We start from the raw sequence: 16,185 nt of genomic DNA on the forward strand, positions 1-16,185 counted from the left end.
CGCAACCGTCAGCGCGATGAGGGGCCGATGAGCGATACGACAGAGGGCGCGGATCTTGAGGTTGAGGATCTGACCGAGCTGCAGGCGCGCGCCGAACTGGCGCGGCTGGCGGAGATTCTGGCAGCGGCCAACACCGCCTATCACACCGAAGACGCGCCCGAGATCAGCGATGCGGACTATGACGCTCTCAGGGCGCGGAATGCCGATATAGAGGCGCGATTTCCGCACCTCAAACGCGTCGATAGCCCGTCGGATCAGGTGGGCGCGGCCCCGGCAGAAGGCTTTGCAAGGGTTCGGCACAGCATCCGCATGCTCAGCCTCGGCAATGCGTTCGAGGACGAGGATATCACCGAATTCGATGCGCGTATCCGGCGCTATCTGGGGTTGGCCGAGGATGCGCGCCTTGCCTATACCTCGGAGCCCAAGATCGACGGGCTGAGCCTGAGCCTGCGCTACGAGGGCGGCCACCTGCTGCAGGCCGCGACGCGCGGCGATGGTGAGGTGGGCGAGAATGTCACCGCCAATGCCCGCACAATCGCGGATATTCCCGAACGGCTGGAGGATACCCCCAAGGTGCTCGAAGTGCGCGGCGAGGTCTATATGAGCCACGAGGATTTCGAGGCGCTGAACGAGCGGCAGGCCGAGCGCGGGGCCAAGACCTTTGCCAATCCGCGCAATGCCGCCGCCGGGTCTCTGCGGCAACTCGATTCCACCATCACTGCCGCGCGCCCGCTGCGCTTCTTCGCCTATGGCTGGGGCGAGGTGACGGCCCCGCTGGCCGATACGCAGATGGGTGCGATTGAGCGGCTGGCCAGCCTCGGCTTCTCCACCAATCCGCTGACCAAGCTCTGCGACGGCCCCGCTGCGCTGCTGGCCCATTATGCCGAAATCGAACAGGCGCGCGCCACGCTTGGCTATGACATCGACGGGGTAGTCTACAAGGTCGATGATTTGGCGCTGCAGGCGCGTCTCGGCTTCCGTTCGACCACTCCGCGTTGGGCGATAGCGCATAAGTTCCCCGCCGAACTCGCGTGGACACGGCTCGAGGCGATCGACATTCAGGTCGGGCGTACCGGTGCGCTGTCGCCCGTGGCGCGGCTCACGCCGGTGACGGTGGGGGGCGTCGTGGTTAGCAACGCGACGCTGCATAATGAGGATTATATTGTCGGGCGCGACAGCAAAGGCGAGGTTATTCGGGACGGCAAGGATATTCGCGTGGGCGATTGGGTGCAGGTCTACCGCGCGGGTGACGTGATCCCTAAAGTCGCCGATGTGGACCTGTCGAAACGGCCCGAGGGGGCGGAGCCTTATGTCTTTCCCACCACCTGCCCGGACTGCGGAAGCGACGCGGTGCGCGAGGAGGGTGACGCGGTGCGCCGCTGCATGGGGGGCCTCGTCTGCCCTGCGCAGGCGGTGGAAAAGCTCAAGCATTTCGTTTCCCGCGCGGCCTTTGACATCGAGGGGCTTGGCGCGAAGCAGGTCGAACAGTTCTACCGCGATGGCTGGATCGCGGAACCCGCCGATATCTTCACCCTGCAAGAGCGCTATGGCCGTGGCATGCAGCAGCTGAAGAACCGCGAGGGCTGGGGCGAGAAGAGCGCGAATAACCTCTTTGAGGCAATTGAAGAGAAAAGGAAAATTCCTTTCGGGCGGCTGCTCTTTGCGCTTGGTGTTCGACACGTGGGCGAGCAGGCCAGCAATCTCATCGCGCGCAATTACGGCCGGTGGGAGGAGTTCACGGCGGCGATGGATGGCGCGGCGGGTTTTGACGGGCCCGAATGGGAGCGCCTGCTCGGGATCGACGGCGTGGGCGAGGTGCTGGCGCGCAGCCTGGTCGGGGCCTTTGCCGAAGACAACGAGCGCGCGAGCATCGAGCGGCTGGCCAAGCATCTCGAGGTTGAGGAGGCCGCCGCCCCTGACACCTCGGGCAGCCCGATGGCGGGCAAGACGGTGGTCTTCACCGGCAGCCTCGAGAAGATGACCCGCGCCGAGGCCAAGGCGCGGGCCGAAGCCCTGGGCGCCAAGGTCTCGGGCAGCGTCAGCGCACGCACTGATCTTTTGGTGGCTGGGCCGGGGGCGGGTTCAAAGGCCAAGAAGGCCGCGGATCTGGGCATCGAAACGATGGACGAGGACGAGTGGCTCGCTCTCATCGGGGACGCATGACCGGGCGGCCCGAGATCCTGTTTCCGCTCTTCGCGGGGCTCGACACGCTGGAGGGGGTGGGGCCGAAGACGGCGCAGCATCTGGCAGCATTGGACATCACCCGCCCGCGCGACCTGATCTTTACCCTGCCGCATTCCGGCGTCGACCGGTCGCGACGTGCCACCGTGCAGGGGGCGGAGATTCCCGGCGTCGTGACGGTCGAGGTGACGGTAGGCCAGCACCGGCCCAACACGCGCAAGGGAGGGCCTTACCGCGTGGTGGTCGAGGATGCCGCCACGAGTTTTCAACTCGTGTTTTTCCGCAGCCAGGGCGATTATCTGAAACGTAGTCTTCCCACCGGCGCGCGGCGGGTGGTCTCGGGCAAGGTGGAGCTGTTCGACGGTGTGGCGCAGATGGTGCATCCCGATCACGTGCTGGCGGTGGACGAGGCCGGTGAGATCCCCGCGTTTGAGCCGGTCTATCCGCTGACTGCCGGTGTCACGCAGCGGATGATGGCCAAGGCGGCGCAGGCGGCGCTGACCCGTGTGCCGGATATGGGCGAATGGATCGACCCGGTACAAAAGGCGCAGGCGGGCTGGCCCGATTGGGCGGCGGCGGCGCGCGCCGCGCATGCGCCGGAGCGGGTGCAGGATCTGTCGCCCGCGCATCCGGCGCGCGAGCGGCTGGCCTATGACGAGTTGATGGCGCATCAGCTCACATTGGCGCTGGCGCGGGCCAAGCTGCGCCGGGCCAAGGGGCGGGCGACGGTCGGCACGGGCGCGTTGCAGGCGCGCGTGCTCGACGCGTTGCCCTATGCGCTGACCGGCGCGCAGACCCGCGCGATTGCCGAGATCGCTGGCGATATGGCGTCGGGGATGCGGATGAACCGGCTGTTGCAGGGCGATGTCGGCGCGGGCAAGACGTTGGTCGCGTTCAAGGCGCTGCTGATCGCGGTCGAGGCGGGCGGGCAGGGGGTGATGATGGCCCCCACCGAGATCCTCGCGCGGCAGCATTTGCAGGGTTTGCGGCCCTTGGCCGAGAGCGCGGGCGTGGTGCTTGATATCCTGACAGGCCGCGACAAGGGGGCGGAGCGGCGCGCCAAGCTGGCGGCGCTGGAGCGGGGCGATATCCAGATTCTGGTCGGCACCCATGCGGTCTTTCAAAAGGACGTGGAGTTTGCCGATCTGCGGCTGGCCATCGTCGATGAGCAGCACCGCTTCGGCGTGCGGCAGCGGCTCGAACTGGGCAAGAAGGGCGTGCAGGCGGATGTGCTGGTGATGACGGCAACGCCGATCCCGCGCAGCCTGGCGCTGGCGCAATATGGCGACATGGATGTCAGCGTGCTCGATGAAAAACCGCCCGGGCGCAAGCCGATCAAGACCGCGCTGGTCAATATGGGGCGGATCGACGAGGTGGTCGATCACCTGCGCCGCGCGATTGCCGAGGGGCGGCAGGCCTATTGGGTCTGCCCGCTGGTGGATGAGAGCGAGGTGGTGGATCTGAGTAGCGCCGAGGAGCGATTTCGCCGGTTGCGCGCGGGGTTCGGTGAGGGGGTTGTCGGGCTGGTGCATGGTCAGATGCCGCCCGAGGAGAAAGACGCCGCGATGGCCGCGTTTCAGCGCGGCGAGACCAGTGTGCTGGTCTCGACCACGGTGATCGAGGTGGGGGTCGATGTGCCCAACGCCTCGATCATGGTGATAGAGCGCGCCGAGAGTTTCGGCCTCGCGCAGTTGCACCAATTGCGAGGCCGCGTCGGGCGGGGTGAGGCGGCCTCGACCTGCCTTCTGATGTATCAGGCGCCGTTGAGTGAGGGCGGTGCCAAGCGGCTTGAGACGATGCGCGACACCGAGGACGGGTTTCGCATTGCGGAAGTCGATCTGGAGATGCGCGGGGCGGGCGATCTGATCGGCACCGCACAATCGGGCCTGCCGAAGTTTCGTGTGGCGGACCTTGAGGCGCAGGCGGCGTTGATGGCGGTGGCGCAATCGGATGCGCGCAAGCTGTTGCATGACGATGCGGACCTGGAGGGCGAGCGCGGGCAGGCGGCGCGTGTTCTCTTGTGGTTGATGGAACAGGATCAGGCGATCCGTTTGATTTCAGTCGGTTAGACGCAAATTTCCAATTAGTTCACAAATGTTCTCACAAAGTTCTTTACAGTGTGTCGAAAAAATGAGAACAAAGGGGCAACAGAACGGAGTTCAGGAGGAACCACCCCATGTTGCACCAGATCAAGACCGCCGCGATCCGCGCGCAGGATACGATTGTCGGCGATGCCATCGGGGCCGCCGCACTGATGGTGACGCTGGTTGGCGCGCTCTACCTGCCCGGGATGTTCTGACAGCTTCTTTCAGGTTTCTGCCTGGCGGGTCCACCCTCTGGCCCTTTGTGCGCCGCCCCACTGTCCCAAGTCGGGGAAGCGTCACGCACTGCCTGTCCCAACCGGTTTTCGGGGTCTGCCTCATTCCCCCCCGAATGTCGCCAGAGGATGAGGGCCCGCCACACCTAGTCGCCGCCACCCCTGTCGGGTGTGCGGCGATTTTTTTATCTGGGACCGACGAGGGCTGCATGGGCTGTTGCCGGTGTGTGCGATATCGCACATTCGGCAGTCTCCAACCGTGTTCATGGCGCAAGCTCCGTGTTACTCCGGACCTTCCGTCGGGCGGATGCGCTGAACGAGGACGCTTCCTGTCTCGACAATGCCTTCCATGCGTTCCTCCAGCCGGATCATCTCGGCCATGGCGCGCTTGAGGTTTTCGCTTTCGTCGCCCAATTCACCCAGATCGGCAAAGACGCGCTCGCTGGTTTCGATCTGCGCCTCGGCATTGGTGACCACGGCGCGCAGATCCTCGACGATGCCGCCGATATCCTCTTCGCGCGGGTCGGCGCGGCGGGCTTCAAGATCGGCCACCGCGCGGCGGGCGGCGTCGAACCAGGCCTGCGAGAGGCGCGGTTCGGCCTTGGCGCTGAGCATGGCCGAGCGTTCCAGCCGCCGGATACGCCCGGTCAGGCTGTCGATCCGGTCACGCAGGTCGCTCTGGATCTTGACGATATCGGCATTGACCGAAACGACGCGCGCCAGCACCTCGTCAAGCTCCTCCATCAACCGGCAGACCCGATCGAGAAAGAGATTTAGATCGCGCGCCAGCACGCCGAATTCATCTGCCGTGCGGATCTCGGCCCGGTGAGTCAGCCCGCCATAGGCGCGCGCGAGGTTGCTGACCACGGCGCGCAGGCCCAGAAGCGGCTCCAGCCGGGCGCGCAGGATCAAAAACAGCAGAAAGGAATGCAGCACGATCTTGCAAAGCGAGAGCAGGCCGGTGAGGCGCATGTCCTCGGCCCATTGGGTGAAATCGGTGGCGAGATCGCGGCGCACGGTGACCTCGCCCAGCACGTCGCCGACATCGGCCTCGGTATGACAGGCCAGGCAGAACGGCTCTGCGGTGATAGCGACATGGCCGAGATTGTGCGTGGCGTCGGGCCAGTCGCCCTGCGGGATGCCCTCGGGGGTAAAGTCGAACCCCTCCTCGATCGAGCGGATAGTGACGGGGGCGGGGGTGATCGCGATGCGGTAACCCAGATCGTCCCAGTTGCGCCTCAGGATCGCGTAGACGGTGCGCGCCGCCACCGGCCCGCCCTCGTTGCGCATGATCGAGCGGACATTGTCGGCGATGCCCTCGGCCACCTCCTGCGTGCGCTCCGGCCCCGAGACGCGGAACTTGTAATAGACCAGCGCCGCCTTGAGGGTGAATTCCAGCACCGTGACCGCGACGAGGATCACGAAAAAATCGCGGATCATGTGGATGAGAAAGGACTGATCGAAACGTCCGATAAGGGGGCTGTTCTGGTCGAGTTTCTGGCGTGCCATGAGCGCTGTCCCTGCGGGTCATGCACGCAAGGTAGGGCGTTTTGTCGCGATGGATAGGGGGCAGTGGCTCACGGTATGTCGCTTTGGCGCGACGGCTCTGTCACATCTCACGCGCAGGAGGTTTGCGCTTGCACCTCTTCCAGGGCCTCGACCAGTGCGTCGAGCGTGAGCAGGATTGAGGCATGGCGGTTCTTGTAGTCGCGTGCCGGGCGCAGCACCTCGAGCCCGTCGAAGGGCGCGGGCGGCGTCGGGCCGTCGGATTTGAGCATCTCTTTCAGCGCTTCGCGCGCCGCGCGCACGTGCGCAAGATCGCAGCCGATGATATTGGCGCCCACTACGCTGGCCGCTGCCTGACCGAGCGCGCAGGCCTTGACCTCGGCGGCATAGTCGGAAATCCGGCCCTCGTCGCAGGCGATATCCACCGTCACGGTAGAGCCGCAGAGCGGCGCGCGGCGCTTGACGCTGGCCTGCGGCGCATCGAGCCGCCCGTGATGCGGGATGTCGGCCGCGAGTTCGAGGATGCGCGCGGAATAGAGCTTGATCAGGTCGGTCTCGCCGGACATGGCTTTCCCTTTCGTGTCACTCCCCATAAATAGGCCCGCATGCGCCAGATGCAAAAGGAAAACCGTCATGGAATTTGACCCGAGCCGACTAAAGTATGATGCCAACGGGCTGATCCCGGCGATCGCGCAGGGGGCGGAGACCGGCGAGGTGCTGATGATGGCCTGGATGACTGCCGAGGCCGTCGCGCGCACGCTCGAGACGGGCCGCGTGACCTATTGGAGCCGCTCGCGGCAGTCCTTCTGGATCAAGGGGGAAACCTCGGGCCATGTGCAGGACCTGGTCGAGATGCGCATCGATTGCGACAGCGATTGCCTGCTCTTGCTGATCCGCCAGACCGGGCCCGCCTGTCACACCAACCGGCGGTCGTGCTTTTACCGGGCGGTGCGCGAGGGCGCGGAGATCGAGATCATGGCACCGATAGCGGCGTCGGATTGAGTATTTTTAGAACGATGAAACGCAAAAGCATGTTGCTCAAAAGTGGGAACCGGTTTTGAGCTTCTCAAACAAGCAACATACTCTAAAGCCCGACGAGTTTGCGAATGTCCTGCGGGCTGGCCGCCTCGGCGCGATAGGTGGCGATGGCGCGTGCGTCGTCGCGTTTGGCAAGGCGCTTGCCGTGGTCGTCGCGGATCAGCCTGTGGTGGTGATAGGCCGGGGTGTGCAGGCCGAGCAGGCGTTGCAGCAGGACGTGGATTTGCGTGGCTTCCTGCAAATCCTGCCCGCGGATCACATGGGTGATCTGCTGATCGGCATCGTCAATCACCACCGAGAGATGGTAGGAGGCCCCCATGTTGCGGCGGGCAAGGACCACGTCGCCAACGGTGGCGGGCAGGTTCTGCGGCGTGATGATTTCGCCTTTTTCATTGTATGTCAGTGGGGTGGCGAGTGATTTGCAGGCGCGGGCGATGTCGAGGCGCAGGGCGGTATCCCGAGGCATCGGGCCCGTGGGCGGTGTCCTGGGACGGCAGGTGCCAGGATAGATCACCCCGTCGGGGCCATGCAGCGGCGCACCCTCTTGCGGGGCGGAGGCGGCGGCGCGAATATCGCTGCGACTGCATGAACATGGGTAGAGAAGGCCCTGATCCCAAAGGAATTTAAGGACGGATTGATACCGAGGTAGGCGGGTGGATTGATGCAGGACAGGCACAGGCCAGGACAGGCCGAGCCAGGTCAGATCGTCATAAATCTGTGCCTCCCATTCGGTTCGGCTGCGGCTCTGGTCAAGATCGTCGATGCGCAGAAGGAAGGTGCCGTTCGCGGCCCGCGCCATGTCATGCCCCAGCATCGCCGAGAAGGCATGCCCCAGATGCAGCGGGCCGGTCGGTGAAGGGGCAAAGCGCGTTATGAACATGTAAGCAATGAGTTACGAGGCGCAGCTCATGTCTTGAGTGGCGAGCCAATCGGACCATGCCGCCTTGGCGCGGTCGGTATAGGCCTTGTAACGATGCACGCGCCCGCGCCGCCCGCCCTTGAGCCCCTCGACCGGGCGGAAGAGGCCGAAATTGACGTTCATCGGCTGAAAGGTCTTCGCCTCTGCGCCGCCGGTGATGTGATGGATGAGCGCGCCCATGGCGCTGTCTTGCGGGACCGGCGGCAGCGGTTGACCCATGATTTCGGCGGCGGCGAGGCGGCCTGCAATCAGGCCCATGGCCGCCGATTCGACATAGCCTTCGACCCCGGTGATCTGCCCGGCAAAGCGGATGTGCGGGCGCGAGCGCAGGCGCATCTGCTCGTCGAGCAACGTGGGTGAGTTGAGAAAGGTGTTGCGGTGGATGCCGCCAAGGCGCGCGAACTGTGCATTCTCCAACCCGGGAATCGTCCGAAAAACAGCAGCCTGCGCGCCGTATTTCATCTTGGTCTGGAACCCCACCATGTTGTAGAGCGTGCCGAGTGCGTTGTCGCGGCGCAGTTGCACCACCGCATGCGCCTTGATGTCGGGCTGATGCGGGTTGGTGAGGCCGACCGGCTTCATCGGGCCGTGGCGCAGGGTTTCGCGTCCACGTTCGGCCATCACCTCGATGGGCAGGCAGCCGTCGAAATAATTGGCGGTTTCGCCTTCGTGAAACTCGATCTTGTCGGCGGCGAGCAGCGCGTCGATGAAGGCCTCGTATTGGTCGCGGTCCATCGGGCAGTTGAGATAGGCGGTGCGTTCGGCCTCGGTCTCGCCCTTGTCGTAGCGCGATTGCATCCACGCCTTCGACATGTCGATGCTGTCGTAATAGACGATGGGGGCGATGGCGTCGAAGAAGGCGAGCGCGTCGCTGCCGGTCTCGCGTGCGATGGCTTGGCCGAGCCCTTCGGAGGTCAGCGGGCCGGTTGCGATGATCCAGTGGCCATCCGTGGGAAGGTCCGTGATTTCATCATGTTGCACGGTGATCTTCGGGTGATCCATGAGGTGCCGGGTGACCGATTGCGCGAAGGGGTCGCGATCCACGGCAAGCGCCCCGCCGGCGGGCAGGCGGTGGCGGTCGGCCATCGTCATGATCAGGCCGTTCGCGGCGCGCATTTCCCAGTGTAGCAGGCCAACGGCGTTCTGTTCGTCATCATCTGAGCGGAACGAATTGGAGCAGACCATTTCGCCGAGATCGCCGGTACGATGCGCGAAGGTCTTCACCTTGGGCCGCATCTCGTGGATGACCACGTCGATGCCGAGATTGGCGGCCTGCCAGGCGGCCTCGGACCCGGCCATGCCGCCGCCGATGATGTGCAAAGTCTGTGTCATGGGCTGCGATCTAGGCGATTGCGCGGGGTTTGGAAAGGGGTGTCACTGCTGCCAGTCCGGCGGGCGCTTGGCGAGAAAGGCGTTGATGCCCTCGTCGGTGTCGCGGTCGAGCATGTTCTCGACCATCACCGCGCCGGTATGGGCGTAGGCCGCGTCAATGCCCAATTCCTGTTGTTCGTAGAAGGCGCGTTTGCCGATGCGCACCGCCGAGCCAAGCTTGGCCGCGACGGTTTCGGCGAGGGCCATGGTCTCAGCCTCCAGTTCCTCCATCGGCACGGCGCGGTTGATCAGGCCCAACTCCTGCGCGCGGTCGGTTTCGATGAACTGGCCGGTGGTCAGCATCTCGAACGCCTGTTTGCGCGGGATGTTGCGGCTGAGCGCCACCATGGGGGTGGAGCAGAAGAGCCCGATATTGACGCCGTTGACACCGAAACGCGTGCCGTGGGCTGCGACGGCCATGTCGCAGGAGGCGACAAGCTGGCAGCCCGCAGCGGTGGCGATGCCATGCGGCGCGGCGATCACCGGCTGCGGCAGGTCGCGGATCGCGGTCATCACTTCTGTGCAGCGCGAAAAGAGATCGGCGAAATAGGCACGGCCATTGTCGGGCGATTGGCGGGCGGCCTGCATTTCCTTGAGATCGTGGCCTGCGCAGAATGCCTTGCCTGTCCCTGCCAGCGTGACCACGCGAATGTCGCGATTTTCACTGAGGTGCGCGAATTCGGATTTGAGCGCGGCCAGCATCGCATCGGAGAGCGCGTTGAGATTGTCTGGCGAGTTGAGCGTGAGACGCGCGATCGCGCCCTCGTCTGTACGGTCGAGAATTGCCATCTTGTAACCCCTTTTGCGTTATGGCCATTCTGGCACGGAAGAGGGCAGGGAGGGAAGCATGAGCCTGAAGATGAGTGCCGATGAATTGATGGAGTTTCTCGAACGGGAATTTCCGCAGGTCATGGGCGAGTTTGCCATCGAGGAGCTGGGCGAGATGCGCATCCGCACCCGGCTCCTAGTCGGAGAGCGGCATTTGCGGCCCGGCGGCACGGTGTCGGGCCCGTCGATATTCTCGCTGGCGGATGTGTCGGTCTACCTGGCCGTGCTGGCGATGATCGGACCGCAGGGGCTGGCGGTGACCACCAATTGCAGCATTGATTTCATGCGCAAACCGGCGGCGCGGACCGATCTGATCGCGGAATGCCGGTTGTTGAAGCTGGGGCGGGTACTAGCCGTGGGCGAAGTTCTGGTGTTTTCCGACGGCATGACGCAGCCGGTGGCGCGGGCGAGCCTGACCTATTCGATCCCGCCCACCTAAGGCGCCGGGGGGCTGTCTGCCCCCCGGACCCCCGAGAGTATTTCGGGAAAGATGAAGCTCAGGGCAGGAGTTTGGCGACGTAGCCGGGCAGGGCGAAGGCCGACTGATGGACCTGCGGGGTATAATAGCCCGGCGTCGTGATCCCGGCAGCGTCGAACCGGCCTTGCAGCACCTCAAGCGGTGTGTTGCGCGCCGGGCCGTCGGTGCCCCAGCCAAAGGCCATCGGTCCGCCCGCGTATGTCGGGATGGTGGCGAGATAGCAGGTGGCATCGACAAAAAGTGCGGTGAAGGCACGCATGGTGTTGTGCAGCTCTTGGCCTTGCAGGAACGGCACGCCGTTTTGCGTCACCAGGATGCCGTCTTCGGTCAGCGCGCGTTTGGCGTGCCCGTAGAACGTGTCGGAAAACAGCACCTCGCCCGGGCCGATGGGATCGGTCGAGTCGACGATGATCACGTCATAGCCGCCAGCAGTCTGCCGGATGAACTCGGCCCCATCGGCAATCACCAGATCGAGGCGCGGGTCGTCAAAGGCACCTTCGCTCAGCATCGGCAGATATTCCTTGGAGAATTCGACGACCCCCGCGTCGATCTCGACCATCGTCACATGCTCGACGCTTTCGTGACGCAGCACCTCGCGGGCCATGCCGCCGTCGCCACCGCCGATGATCAGCACGCGCTTGGCCGCCCCATGCGCCAGGATCGGCACATGGGTCAGCATCTCGTGGTAGATGAAGTTGTCGCCCTCGGTGGTCTGCACCACGTCGTCCAGCGTGAGCACCCGGCCGAAGGTGCCGTTCTGGAACACCTTCAGCCGCTGATGCGCGGTCTTGCTGTCATAGAGCATCTCGTCCACGCGCAAGGATTGCGCGTAGTCGGGATGCAGGCTCTCGCGGGTCCAGTCATTCATGCTGCGATACCGGCCTCGGTCACGACATCCTCGCCGCGCAAAAGCTCTTTGACGCGGACATCCGTCGTGCCAAAGGCGGATTTCAGCACATCGACAGCTAGCCAGGGACGGGCGTCGCCGCACATGAACACATCGAAGGCACCATAGCCGATCTCGGGCCAAGTGTGGACCGAGATATGGCTTTCGGCCAGCACGGCCACGCCCGACACGCCTTGCGGGCTGAACTTGTGGGTGTGGATGTGCAGCAGCGTCGCGCCACAGGTGTCGACGCAGTCGCGAAACGCCTGTTGAATACGGGCCTCGTCGTCAAGCCCGTGGCCATTGACCACCTCGATGATCAGATGGGTACCTGCAAACACAGCCCCATCGCGCCGGATGAAGTGATCGTCACGATCCTCATCCAGAACGTCTCTGGCCAGCATGTCACAGGGCAAAACGGTATCTGTATTCGCGGCGGTAAAGCCGCGTGCGGTGTCTTCCTCTTGGGCGCCTGTCTCCAGACCGATCCCCAGTTGGAAGAGGTTGGCGTCTTTCATGGCGCTCCCCTTCGTTCCAGTAGATTGAATCCAGTCGGTCCCTTAGCGCCCCCCCAGAAAGACATCCGAAGTTGGGATCGGTTCCGATCAAGTGAGGGGCAAATAGGGGCCCATTCCGAGTCGTGCAAGGAATTTATGCGGCGCCTAGGAATTTTTCGGCGAAAATGTCACGGATTGTGCGGCTTTCAGTGAGGTATAATAATACCTAATTTTCAAACCATTGAATTTAATCGATTTATTCGGATTTTCGCCTGTTGACCCGGACGCGCCACTGACTATAACCCGTCCATCGCATCGGCGTGCCGCGACCGGCCCGCCGGGACCAAGACCAAAGACCAAGCACAAGGTTTTGACTGACATGAAAACATTCTCTGCAACGCCTGCAGATATCGACAAGAAATGGATCCTGATCGACGCCGAGGGCGTTGTTCTGGGCCGTCTCGCCTCGATCATCGCAATGCGCCTGCGCGGCAAGCACAAGGCGAGCTTTACGCCCCATATGGACACTGGCGACAACGTGATCGTCATCAATGCCGACAAGGTGCAGCTCACCGGCAACAAGCGCAACAAGCCGAACTATTGGCATACCGGCCATCCGGGCGGCATCAAGAGCCGCACCACCGGCGAGATCCTCGAGGGCAAGTACCCCGAGCGCGTCGTGATGCAGGCCGTCAAGCGCATGCTGCCGGGCAACCGCCTGAGCCGCACGCTGATGACCAATCTGCGCGTCTATGCCGGCGGCGAACATCCCCACGAGGCCCAGAGCCCCGAGGTGCTGGACGTCAAATCCATGAACTCCAAGAATACGCGGGTGGCTTACTGATGGCTGAAGAAATCAAATCCCTCGAAGGTCTGGAAGCCGTCGCAGGTGACGTAGGCGTTGCCCCCGAGGCGATGGAAGCCCCGCGCGAGCCCGTCCGCGACGATCTCGGTCGGTCCTATGCCACTGGCAAGCGCAAGGACGCGGTCGCCCGTGTCTGGATCAAGCCCGGCTCGGGCAAGGTTGTCGTCAACGGCAAGCCGATCAACGAGTATTTCGCGCGCCCCGTGCTGCAGATGATCCTCAAGCAGCCGTTCACCGTGTCCGGCACCGAGGACCAGTTCGACGTGATGGCGACCGTCAAGGGCGGTGGTCTCTCGGGGCAGGCGGGTGCGGTCAAGCACGGCGTGTCCAAGGCGCTCCAGCTTTACGATCCCAGCTTGCGCGGCGCGCTCAAGGCCGCCGGGTTCCTGACCCGCGACAGCCGTGTGGTGGAACGCAAGAAATACGGCCGGGCCAAGGCGCGCAAGAGCTTCCAGTTCTCCAAGCGCTGATCCGGTTTCATACCGATATCAAAGGGCCATCCCGGCGGGTGGCCCTTTTTCGTTCGGGCGGCTCAGTCGAGCAATGTGCGGAGATACTGGCCATAGTCGTTCTTGCCGAACTGATCGGCGCGTTCGGCGATGGTCTCGGCATCGATCCAGCCGTTTTCAAAGGCGATCTCGTCGAGGCAGCCGGTTTGCAGGCCCTGCCGGGCCTGAAGGGTGCGCACGAAATTGCCTGCGTCGAGCAGGCTGCCATGGGTTCCGGTGTCGAGCCACGCATAGCCGCGTCCCATGGTCTCTACGTGGAGCTTGCCGGCCTTGAGGTAGAGTTCCAGAAGTGATGTGATCTCCAATTCACCGCGCGCCGAGGGGCGCACCTCGCGCGCGAGGCGGGGCGCGTCGTGGTCGAGGAAATAGAGCCCTGTCACTGCGTAGCGAGACGGCGGATTGGCGGGTTTCTCGATGATCTCGCGGGCGCGGCCATCGGCGTCGAAGCCGACCACGCCGTAGCGTTCGGGGTCGGAGACGTGATAGCCGAAGACCGTGCCGCCGTCGCGCCGGGCATCGGCACCGGCCAGAAGCTGCGGTAGCCCGTGGCCGAAGAAGATATTGTCGCCCAGCACCATGGCCGAGGGTGCGCCGTCGAGGAAATCTTCGGTCAGCGTGTAGGCCTGCGCCAGACCGTCGGGGCTGGGTTGGGTGACATAGGTGAGGGCAATGCCCCATTGGCTGCCGTCACCGAGCGCGGCACGAAATTGCGCCTGATCCTGAGGCGTGGTGATCAGTGCGATGTCGCGGATGCCCGCCAGCATCAGCACCGATAGCGGATAGTAGACCATCGGCTTGTCGTATATCGGCAGAAGCTGTTTCGACAGGCCCATGGTGATCGGATAGAGCCGCGTGCCGGAGCCGCCTGCGAGAATGATGCCTTTGCGATCGCTCATGTCGGGGTCACTCCAATCTCGGTTAAAATATCGGGCAGGGCGGCACGCCAGTCAGGACGGGTGAGACCGAAGGCGGTCTCGGTCGTGCGGCAATCGAGCCGGGAATTGAGCGGGCGGGCGGCGGGGGTGGGATAGTCTGCTGTCGGAATGCCGGTGACAGACACATGGCGCCCGGCGGCGACAAAGATCGCCTCGGCGAAGCCCTGCCAAGACACATCGGGGGTGCCAGAGAAATGGTAGGTGCCGGTGAGGGTCGGATCGGCACTGAGGTGATCGGCGATGGTCAGGCAAGCCTCGGCGATATCGCCCGCCGGGGTTGGTCCGCCGATCTGGTCGTTGACGATGGAAAGCGCATCGCGTGTATCGGAGAGGCGCAGCATGGTCTTGAGGAAATTGTTGCCATGTGAGGAAAACACCCAAGAAGTGCGTAAGATGGCATGTGCGGCACCGGTGGCGCGAATGGCCACTTCGCCCGCGAGTTTGCTGCGACCATAGGCGTTGAGCGGCGCGGTAGGGGCCTGCACTGCGCGCGGGGCATCGCCGCTGCCATCAAACACGTAATCGGTCGAGATGTGGATCAGCGGGATACCAAGCGTGGCACAGGCGCGGGCCATGGCGGCGGGGGCTTCGGCGTTGATGCGGGTGGCCTGCGGTTCTTCCTCTTCGGCCCGGTCCACGGCCGTGTAGGCGGCGGCGTTGATCACTGCGCGCGGCGCGTATCGGGCGATGGCGGTGGCGCAGGCGTCAGGGTCGGCAAGATCGGCCATGTCGCGCCCGAGGCAGAGTGCATGCGGCGCGCGACGGGCGATCTCGGAGGCAACCTGCCCGGTTTTGCCAAAGACCAGAAGGCTCATGCGCGGGTACCCACCCGGCTGCCGACCCCGTCTAGCCCCAAGAGCGGCTGCCACCAGTCCCGGTTGTCGAGATACCATCGCACCGTGCGGCGCAAACCGGCTTCGACCGTGACCGATGGCTGCCAGCCCAGTTCGCGAGTTATCCGGTCGGGGTCGATGGCGTAGCGGGCGTCGTGGCCGGGTCGGTCGGTGACGAACTCCACGAGGTTGCGGTAGGGTCCTGCGGCGCGGGGCTGCATCTCGTCCATAAGATCGCAGATCGTATGGACGAGGTCGATATTGCGCCGCTCGTTATGGCCGCCGACATTGTAGCTGCGGCCGGGCTCTCCCTTGGCTACCGCGAGAAGCAGCGCGTCGGCGTGGTCTTCGACATAGAGCCAGTCGCGGACGTTCTCGCCACGACCGTAGACCGGGATCGGCTGGCCGTGCATGGCGTTGAGGATCACCTTCGGGATCAGCTTTTCAGGGAAGTGATAGGGGCCATAGTTGTTGGAGCAGTTGGTCAGCACCACGGGCAGGCCGTAGGTGTGATGCCAGGCGCGCACGAGGTGATCCGAGGCCGCCTTGGAGGCCGAATAGGGGCTGCGCGGATCGTAGGGGGTGTCCTCGGTGAAAAGCCCGGTGGGGCCGAGGCTGCCATAGACCTCGTCAGTGGAGATGTGGTGAAAGCGGAAACTCTCGGGGCGGCCCGCGTGCTGCCAAAAGGCGCGGGCGGCCTCGAGCAGGTTGTAGGTGCCGGTGATGTTGGTGTCGATGAAATCGCCCGGCCCGTCGATGGAGCGGTCGACATGGCTCTCGGCGGCAAGGTGCATGACCGCGTCGGGGGCTGTGTCCTCGATGATCCGGTCGAGAACTGGACGATCGCGGAGATCGGCGTGGACAAAGCGGTAGAGCGGGCTTCCGGCCACGTCGGCCACGTTCTCGGGGCGGCCGGCATAGGTCAGCGCGTCGAGATTGGTCACGTGGTGACCGCGCGCCACCGCAAGGCGTACCACCGCAGACCCGATAAAGCCGCAACCGCCGGTCACCAGAAGCCGCAT

The 16,185-nt window shown here is 64.2% G+C and carries 17 protein-coding genes; 7 read left to right on the forward strand and 10 right to left on the reverse strand.

The window, feature by feature from the left end:
• Window positions 1–27: 27 nt before the first annotated feature.
• The 3 genes from ligA (at window position 28) to RID11_RS05915 (ending at window position 4,480) form a co-directional block, all read left to right on the forward strand.
• Complete coding sequence (gene ligA, locus RID11_RS05905) at window positions 28–2,163, forward strand: NAD-dependent DNA ligase LigA (protein WP_350136489.1); 2,136 nt, start codon at window positions 28–30, stop codon at window positions 2,161–2,163.
• The gene (recG, locus tag RID11_RS05910; RefSeq protein ID WP_350136490.1) at window positions 2,160–4,250 is read left to right on the forward strand and encodes an ATP-dependent DNA helicase RecG; all 2,091 of its coding nucleotides are present in this window, start codon (window positions 2,160–2,162) and stop codon (window positions 4,248–4,250) included. The genes ligA and recG overlap by 4 nt, the downstream gene beginning before the upstream one ends.
• Window positions 4,251–4,357: 107 nt before the next feature.
• Window positions 4,358–4,480, forward strand: a complete 123-nt coding sequence (locus RID11_RS05915) for a hypothetical protein (RefSeq protein ID WP_268784689.1) — start codon at window positions 4,358–4,360, stop codon at window positions 4,478–4,480.
• Window positions 4,481–4,780: 300 nt separating this feature from the next.
• Here RID11_RS05915 and RID11_RS05920 read toward each other — a convergent pair whose 3' ends face one another.
• A complete protein-coding gene (locus RID11_RS05920) occupies window positions 4,781–6,007 on the reverse strand; it encodes a HAMP domain-containing protein (RefSeq protein ID WP_350136491.1) in 1,227 nt (408 codons plus the stop codon).
• Between the two features lie 107 nt (window positions 6,008–6,114).
• Complete coding sequence (locus RID11_RS05925) at window positions 6,115–6,570, reverse strand: iron-sulfur cluster assembly scaffold protein (protein WP_350136493.1); 456 nt, start codon at window positions 6,568–6,570, stop codon at window positions 6,115–6,117.
• Between the two features lie 67 nt (window positions 6,571–6,637).
• On the opposite strand from RID11_RS05925, the gene hisI reads away from it, so the two are divergent.
• Window positions 6,638–7,006, forward strand: a complete 369-nt coding sequence (hisI, locus tag RID11_RS05930) for a phosphoribosyl-AMP cyclohydrolase (RefSeq protein WP_350136495.1) — start codon at window positions 6,638–6,640, stop codon at window positions 7,004–7,006.
• An 82-nt stretch (window positions 7,007–7,088) separates the two neighbouring features.
• Here hisI and gluQRS read toward each other — a convergent pair whose 3' ends face one another.
• Genes gluQRS through RID11_RS05945 form a run of 3 tightly spaced genes read right to left on the reverse strand, consistent with a single transcriptional unit; the run spans window position 7,089 to window position 10,121 of the window.
• Entirely contained in the window at window positions 7,089–7,922 is an 834-nt protein-coding gene (gene gluQRS / locus RID11_RS05935; protein ID WP_350136497.1) for a tRNA glutamyl-Q(34) synthetase GluQRS, read from the reverse strand.
• Window positions 7,923–7,934: 12 nt separating this feature from the next.
• A complete protein-coding gene (gene trmFO / locus RID11_RS05940) occupies window positions 7,935–9,293 on the reverse strand; it encodes a methylenetetrahydrofolate--tRNA-(uracil(54)-C(5))-methyltransferase (FADH(2)-oxidizing) TrmFO (protein WP_350136499.1) in 1,359 nt (452 codons plus the stop codon).
• Window positions 9,294–9,335: 42 nt separating this feature from the next.
• Window positions 9,336–10,121, reverse strand: a complete 786-nt coding sequence (locus RID11_RS05945) for an enoyl-CoA hydratase (protein ID WP_350136501.1) — start codon at window positions 10,119–10,121, stop codon at window positions 9,336–9,338.
• 58 nt (window positions 10,122–10,179) lie between these two features.
• On the opposite strand from RID11_RS05945, the gene RID11_RS05950 reads away from it, so the two are divergent.
• Window positions 10,180–10,599, forward strand: a complete 420-nt coding sequence (locus RID11_RS05950) for a PaaI family thioesterase (RefSeq protein WP_350136503.1) — start codon at window positions 10,180–10,182, stop codon at window positions 10,597–10,599.
• Window positions 10,600–10,657: 58 nt separating this feature from the next.
• Here RID11_RS05950 and speE read toward each other — a convergent pair whose 3' ends face one another.
• Entirely contained in the window at window positions 10,658–11,506 is an 849-nt protein-coding gene (gene speE / locus RID11_RS05955; RefSeq protein WP_350136504.1) for a polyamine aminopropyltransferase, read from the reverse strand.
• Window positions 11,503–12,042 (reverse strand): adenosylmethionine decarboxylase, encoded by a 540-nt coding sequence (gene speD / locus RID11_RS05960; RefSeq protein WP_350136506.1) that lies wholly within the window; start codon window positions 12,040–12,042, stop codon window positions 11,503–11,505. Before speD ends, speE begins: the two co-directional genes overlap by 4 nt.
• A gap of 358 nt (window positions 12,043–12,400) precedes the next feature.
• On the opposite strand from speD, the gene rplM reads away from it, so the two are divergent.
• Both rplM and rpsI read left to right on the forward strand, forming a co-directional pair.
• Window positions 12,401–12,865: a 50S ribosomal protein L13 gene (rplM, locus tag RID11_RS05965; protein WP_050661799.1), complete on the forward strand. Its 465-nt coding sequence runs from the start codon at window positions 12,401–12,403 to the stop codon at window positions 12,863–12,865.
• Window positions 12,865–13,356, forward strand: a complete 492-nt coding sequence (gene rpsI, locus RID11_RS05970; RefSeq protein WP_080455810.1) for a 30S ribosomal protein S9 — start codon at window positions 12,865–12,867, stop codon at window positions 13,354–13,356. The genes rplM and rpsI overlap by 1 nt, the downstream gene beginning before the upstream one ends.
• Window positions 13,357–13,418: 62 nt before the next feature.
• Here rpsI and rfbA read toward each other — a convergent pair whose 3' ends face one another.
• The 3 genes from rfbA to rfbB are packed head-to-tail and all read right to left on the reverse strand — an operon-like array spanning window position 13,419 to window position 16,185.
• Window positions 13,419–14,291: a glucose-1-phosphate thymidylyltransferase RfbA gene (rfbA, locus tag RID11_RS05975; protein WP_350136509.1), complete on the reverse strand. Its 873-nt coding sequence runs from the start codon at window positions 14,289–14,291 to the stop codon at window positions 13,419–13,421.
• Window positions 14,288–15,145 carry a dTDP-4-dehydrorhamnose reductase gene (gene rfbD / locus RID11_RS05980; RefSeq protein ID WP_350136511.1) on the reverse strand — a complete coding sequence of 286 codons (858 nt, stop codon included), beginning with the start codon at window positions 15,143–15,145 and terminating at the stop codon, window positions 14,288–14,290. The genes rfbA and rfbD overlap by 4 nt, the downstream gene beginning before the upstream one ends.
• Entirely contained in the window at window positions 15,142–16,185 is a 1,044-nt protein-coding gene (gene rfbB / locus RID11_RS05985; protein WP_350136513.1) for a dTDP-glucose 4,6-dehydratase, read from the reverse strand. The genes rfbD and rfbB overlap by 4 nt, the downstream gene beginning before the upstream one ends.

Origin of the sequence: Roseovarius sp. (assembly GCF_040219995.1) — a bacterium.
In the GTDB taxonomy this organism is placed as follows: domain Bacteria; phylum Pseudomonadota; class Alphaproteobacteria; order Rhodobacterales; family Rhodobacteraceae; genus Roseovarius.

Bases quoted from the DNA above. Each gene is read 5' to 3' on its own strand.
- ligA (WP_350136489.1), top strand. From the start codon at position 28: ATGAGCGATACGACAGAGGGCGCGGATCTTGAGGTTGAGGATCTGACC.
- recG (WP_350136490.1), top strand. From the start codon at position 2,160: ATGACCGGGCGGCCCGAGATCCTGTTTCCGCTCTTCGCGGGGCTCGAC.
- RID11_RS05915 (WP_268784689.1), top strand. From the start codon at position 4,358: ATGTTGCACCAGATCAAGACCGCCGCGATCCGCGCGCAGGATACGATT.
- RID11_RS05920 (WP_350136491.1), bottom strand. From the start codon at position 6,007: ATGGCACGCCAGAAACTCGACCAGAACAGCCCCCTTATCGGACGTTTC.
- RID11_RS05925 (WP_350136493.1), bottom strand. From the start codon at position 6,570: ATGTCCGGCGAGACCGACCTGATCAAGCTCTATTCCGCGCGCATCCTC.
- hisI (WP_350136495.1), top strand. From the start codon at position 6,638: ATGGAATTTGACCCGAGCCGACTAAAGTATGATGCCAACGGGCTGATC.
- gluQRS (WP_350136497.1), bottom strand. From the start codon at position 7,922: ATGTTCATAACGCGCTTTGCCCCTTCACCGACCGGCCCGCTGCATCTG.
- trmFO (WP_350136499.1), bottom strand. From the start codon at position 9,293: ATGACACAGACTTTGCACATCATCGGCGGCGGCATGGCCGGGTCCGAG.
- RID11_RS05945 (WP_350136501.1), bottom strand. From the start codon at position 10,121: ATGGCAATTCTCGACCGTACAGACGAGGGCGCGATCGCGCGTCTCACG.
- RID11_RS05950 (WP_350136503.1), top strand. From the start codon at position 10,180: ATGAGCCTGAAGATGAGTGCCGATGAATTGATGGAGTTTCTCGAACGG.
- speE (WP_350136504.1), bottom strand. From the start codon at position 11,506: ATGAATGACTGGACCCGCGAGAGCCTGCATCCCGACTACGCGCAATCC.
- speD (WP_350136506.1), bottom strand. From the start codon at position 12,042: ATGAAAGACGCCAACCTCTTCCAACTGGGGATCGGTCTGGAGACAGGC.
- rplM (WP_050661799.1), top strand. From the start codon at position 12,401: ATGAAAACATTCTCTGCAACGCCTGCAGATATCGACAAGAAATGGATC.
- rpsI (WP_080455810.1), top strand. From the start codon at position 12,865: ATGGCTGAAGAAATCAAATCCCTCGAAGGTCTGGAAGCCGTCGCAGGT.
- rfbA (WP_350136509.1), bottom strand. From the start codon at position 14,291: ATGAGCGATCGCAAAGGCATCATTCTCGCAGGCGGCTCCGGCACGCGG.
- rfbD (WP_350136511.1), bottom strand. From the start codon at position 15,145: ATGAGCCTTCTGGTCTTTGGCAAAACCGGGCAGGTTGCCTCCGAGATC.
- rfbB (WP_350136513.1), bottom strand. From the start codon at position 16,185: ATGCGGCTTCTGGTGACCGGCGGTTGCGGCTTTATCGGGTCTGCGGTG.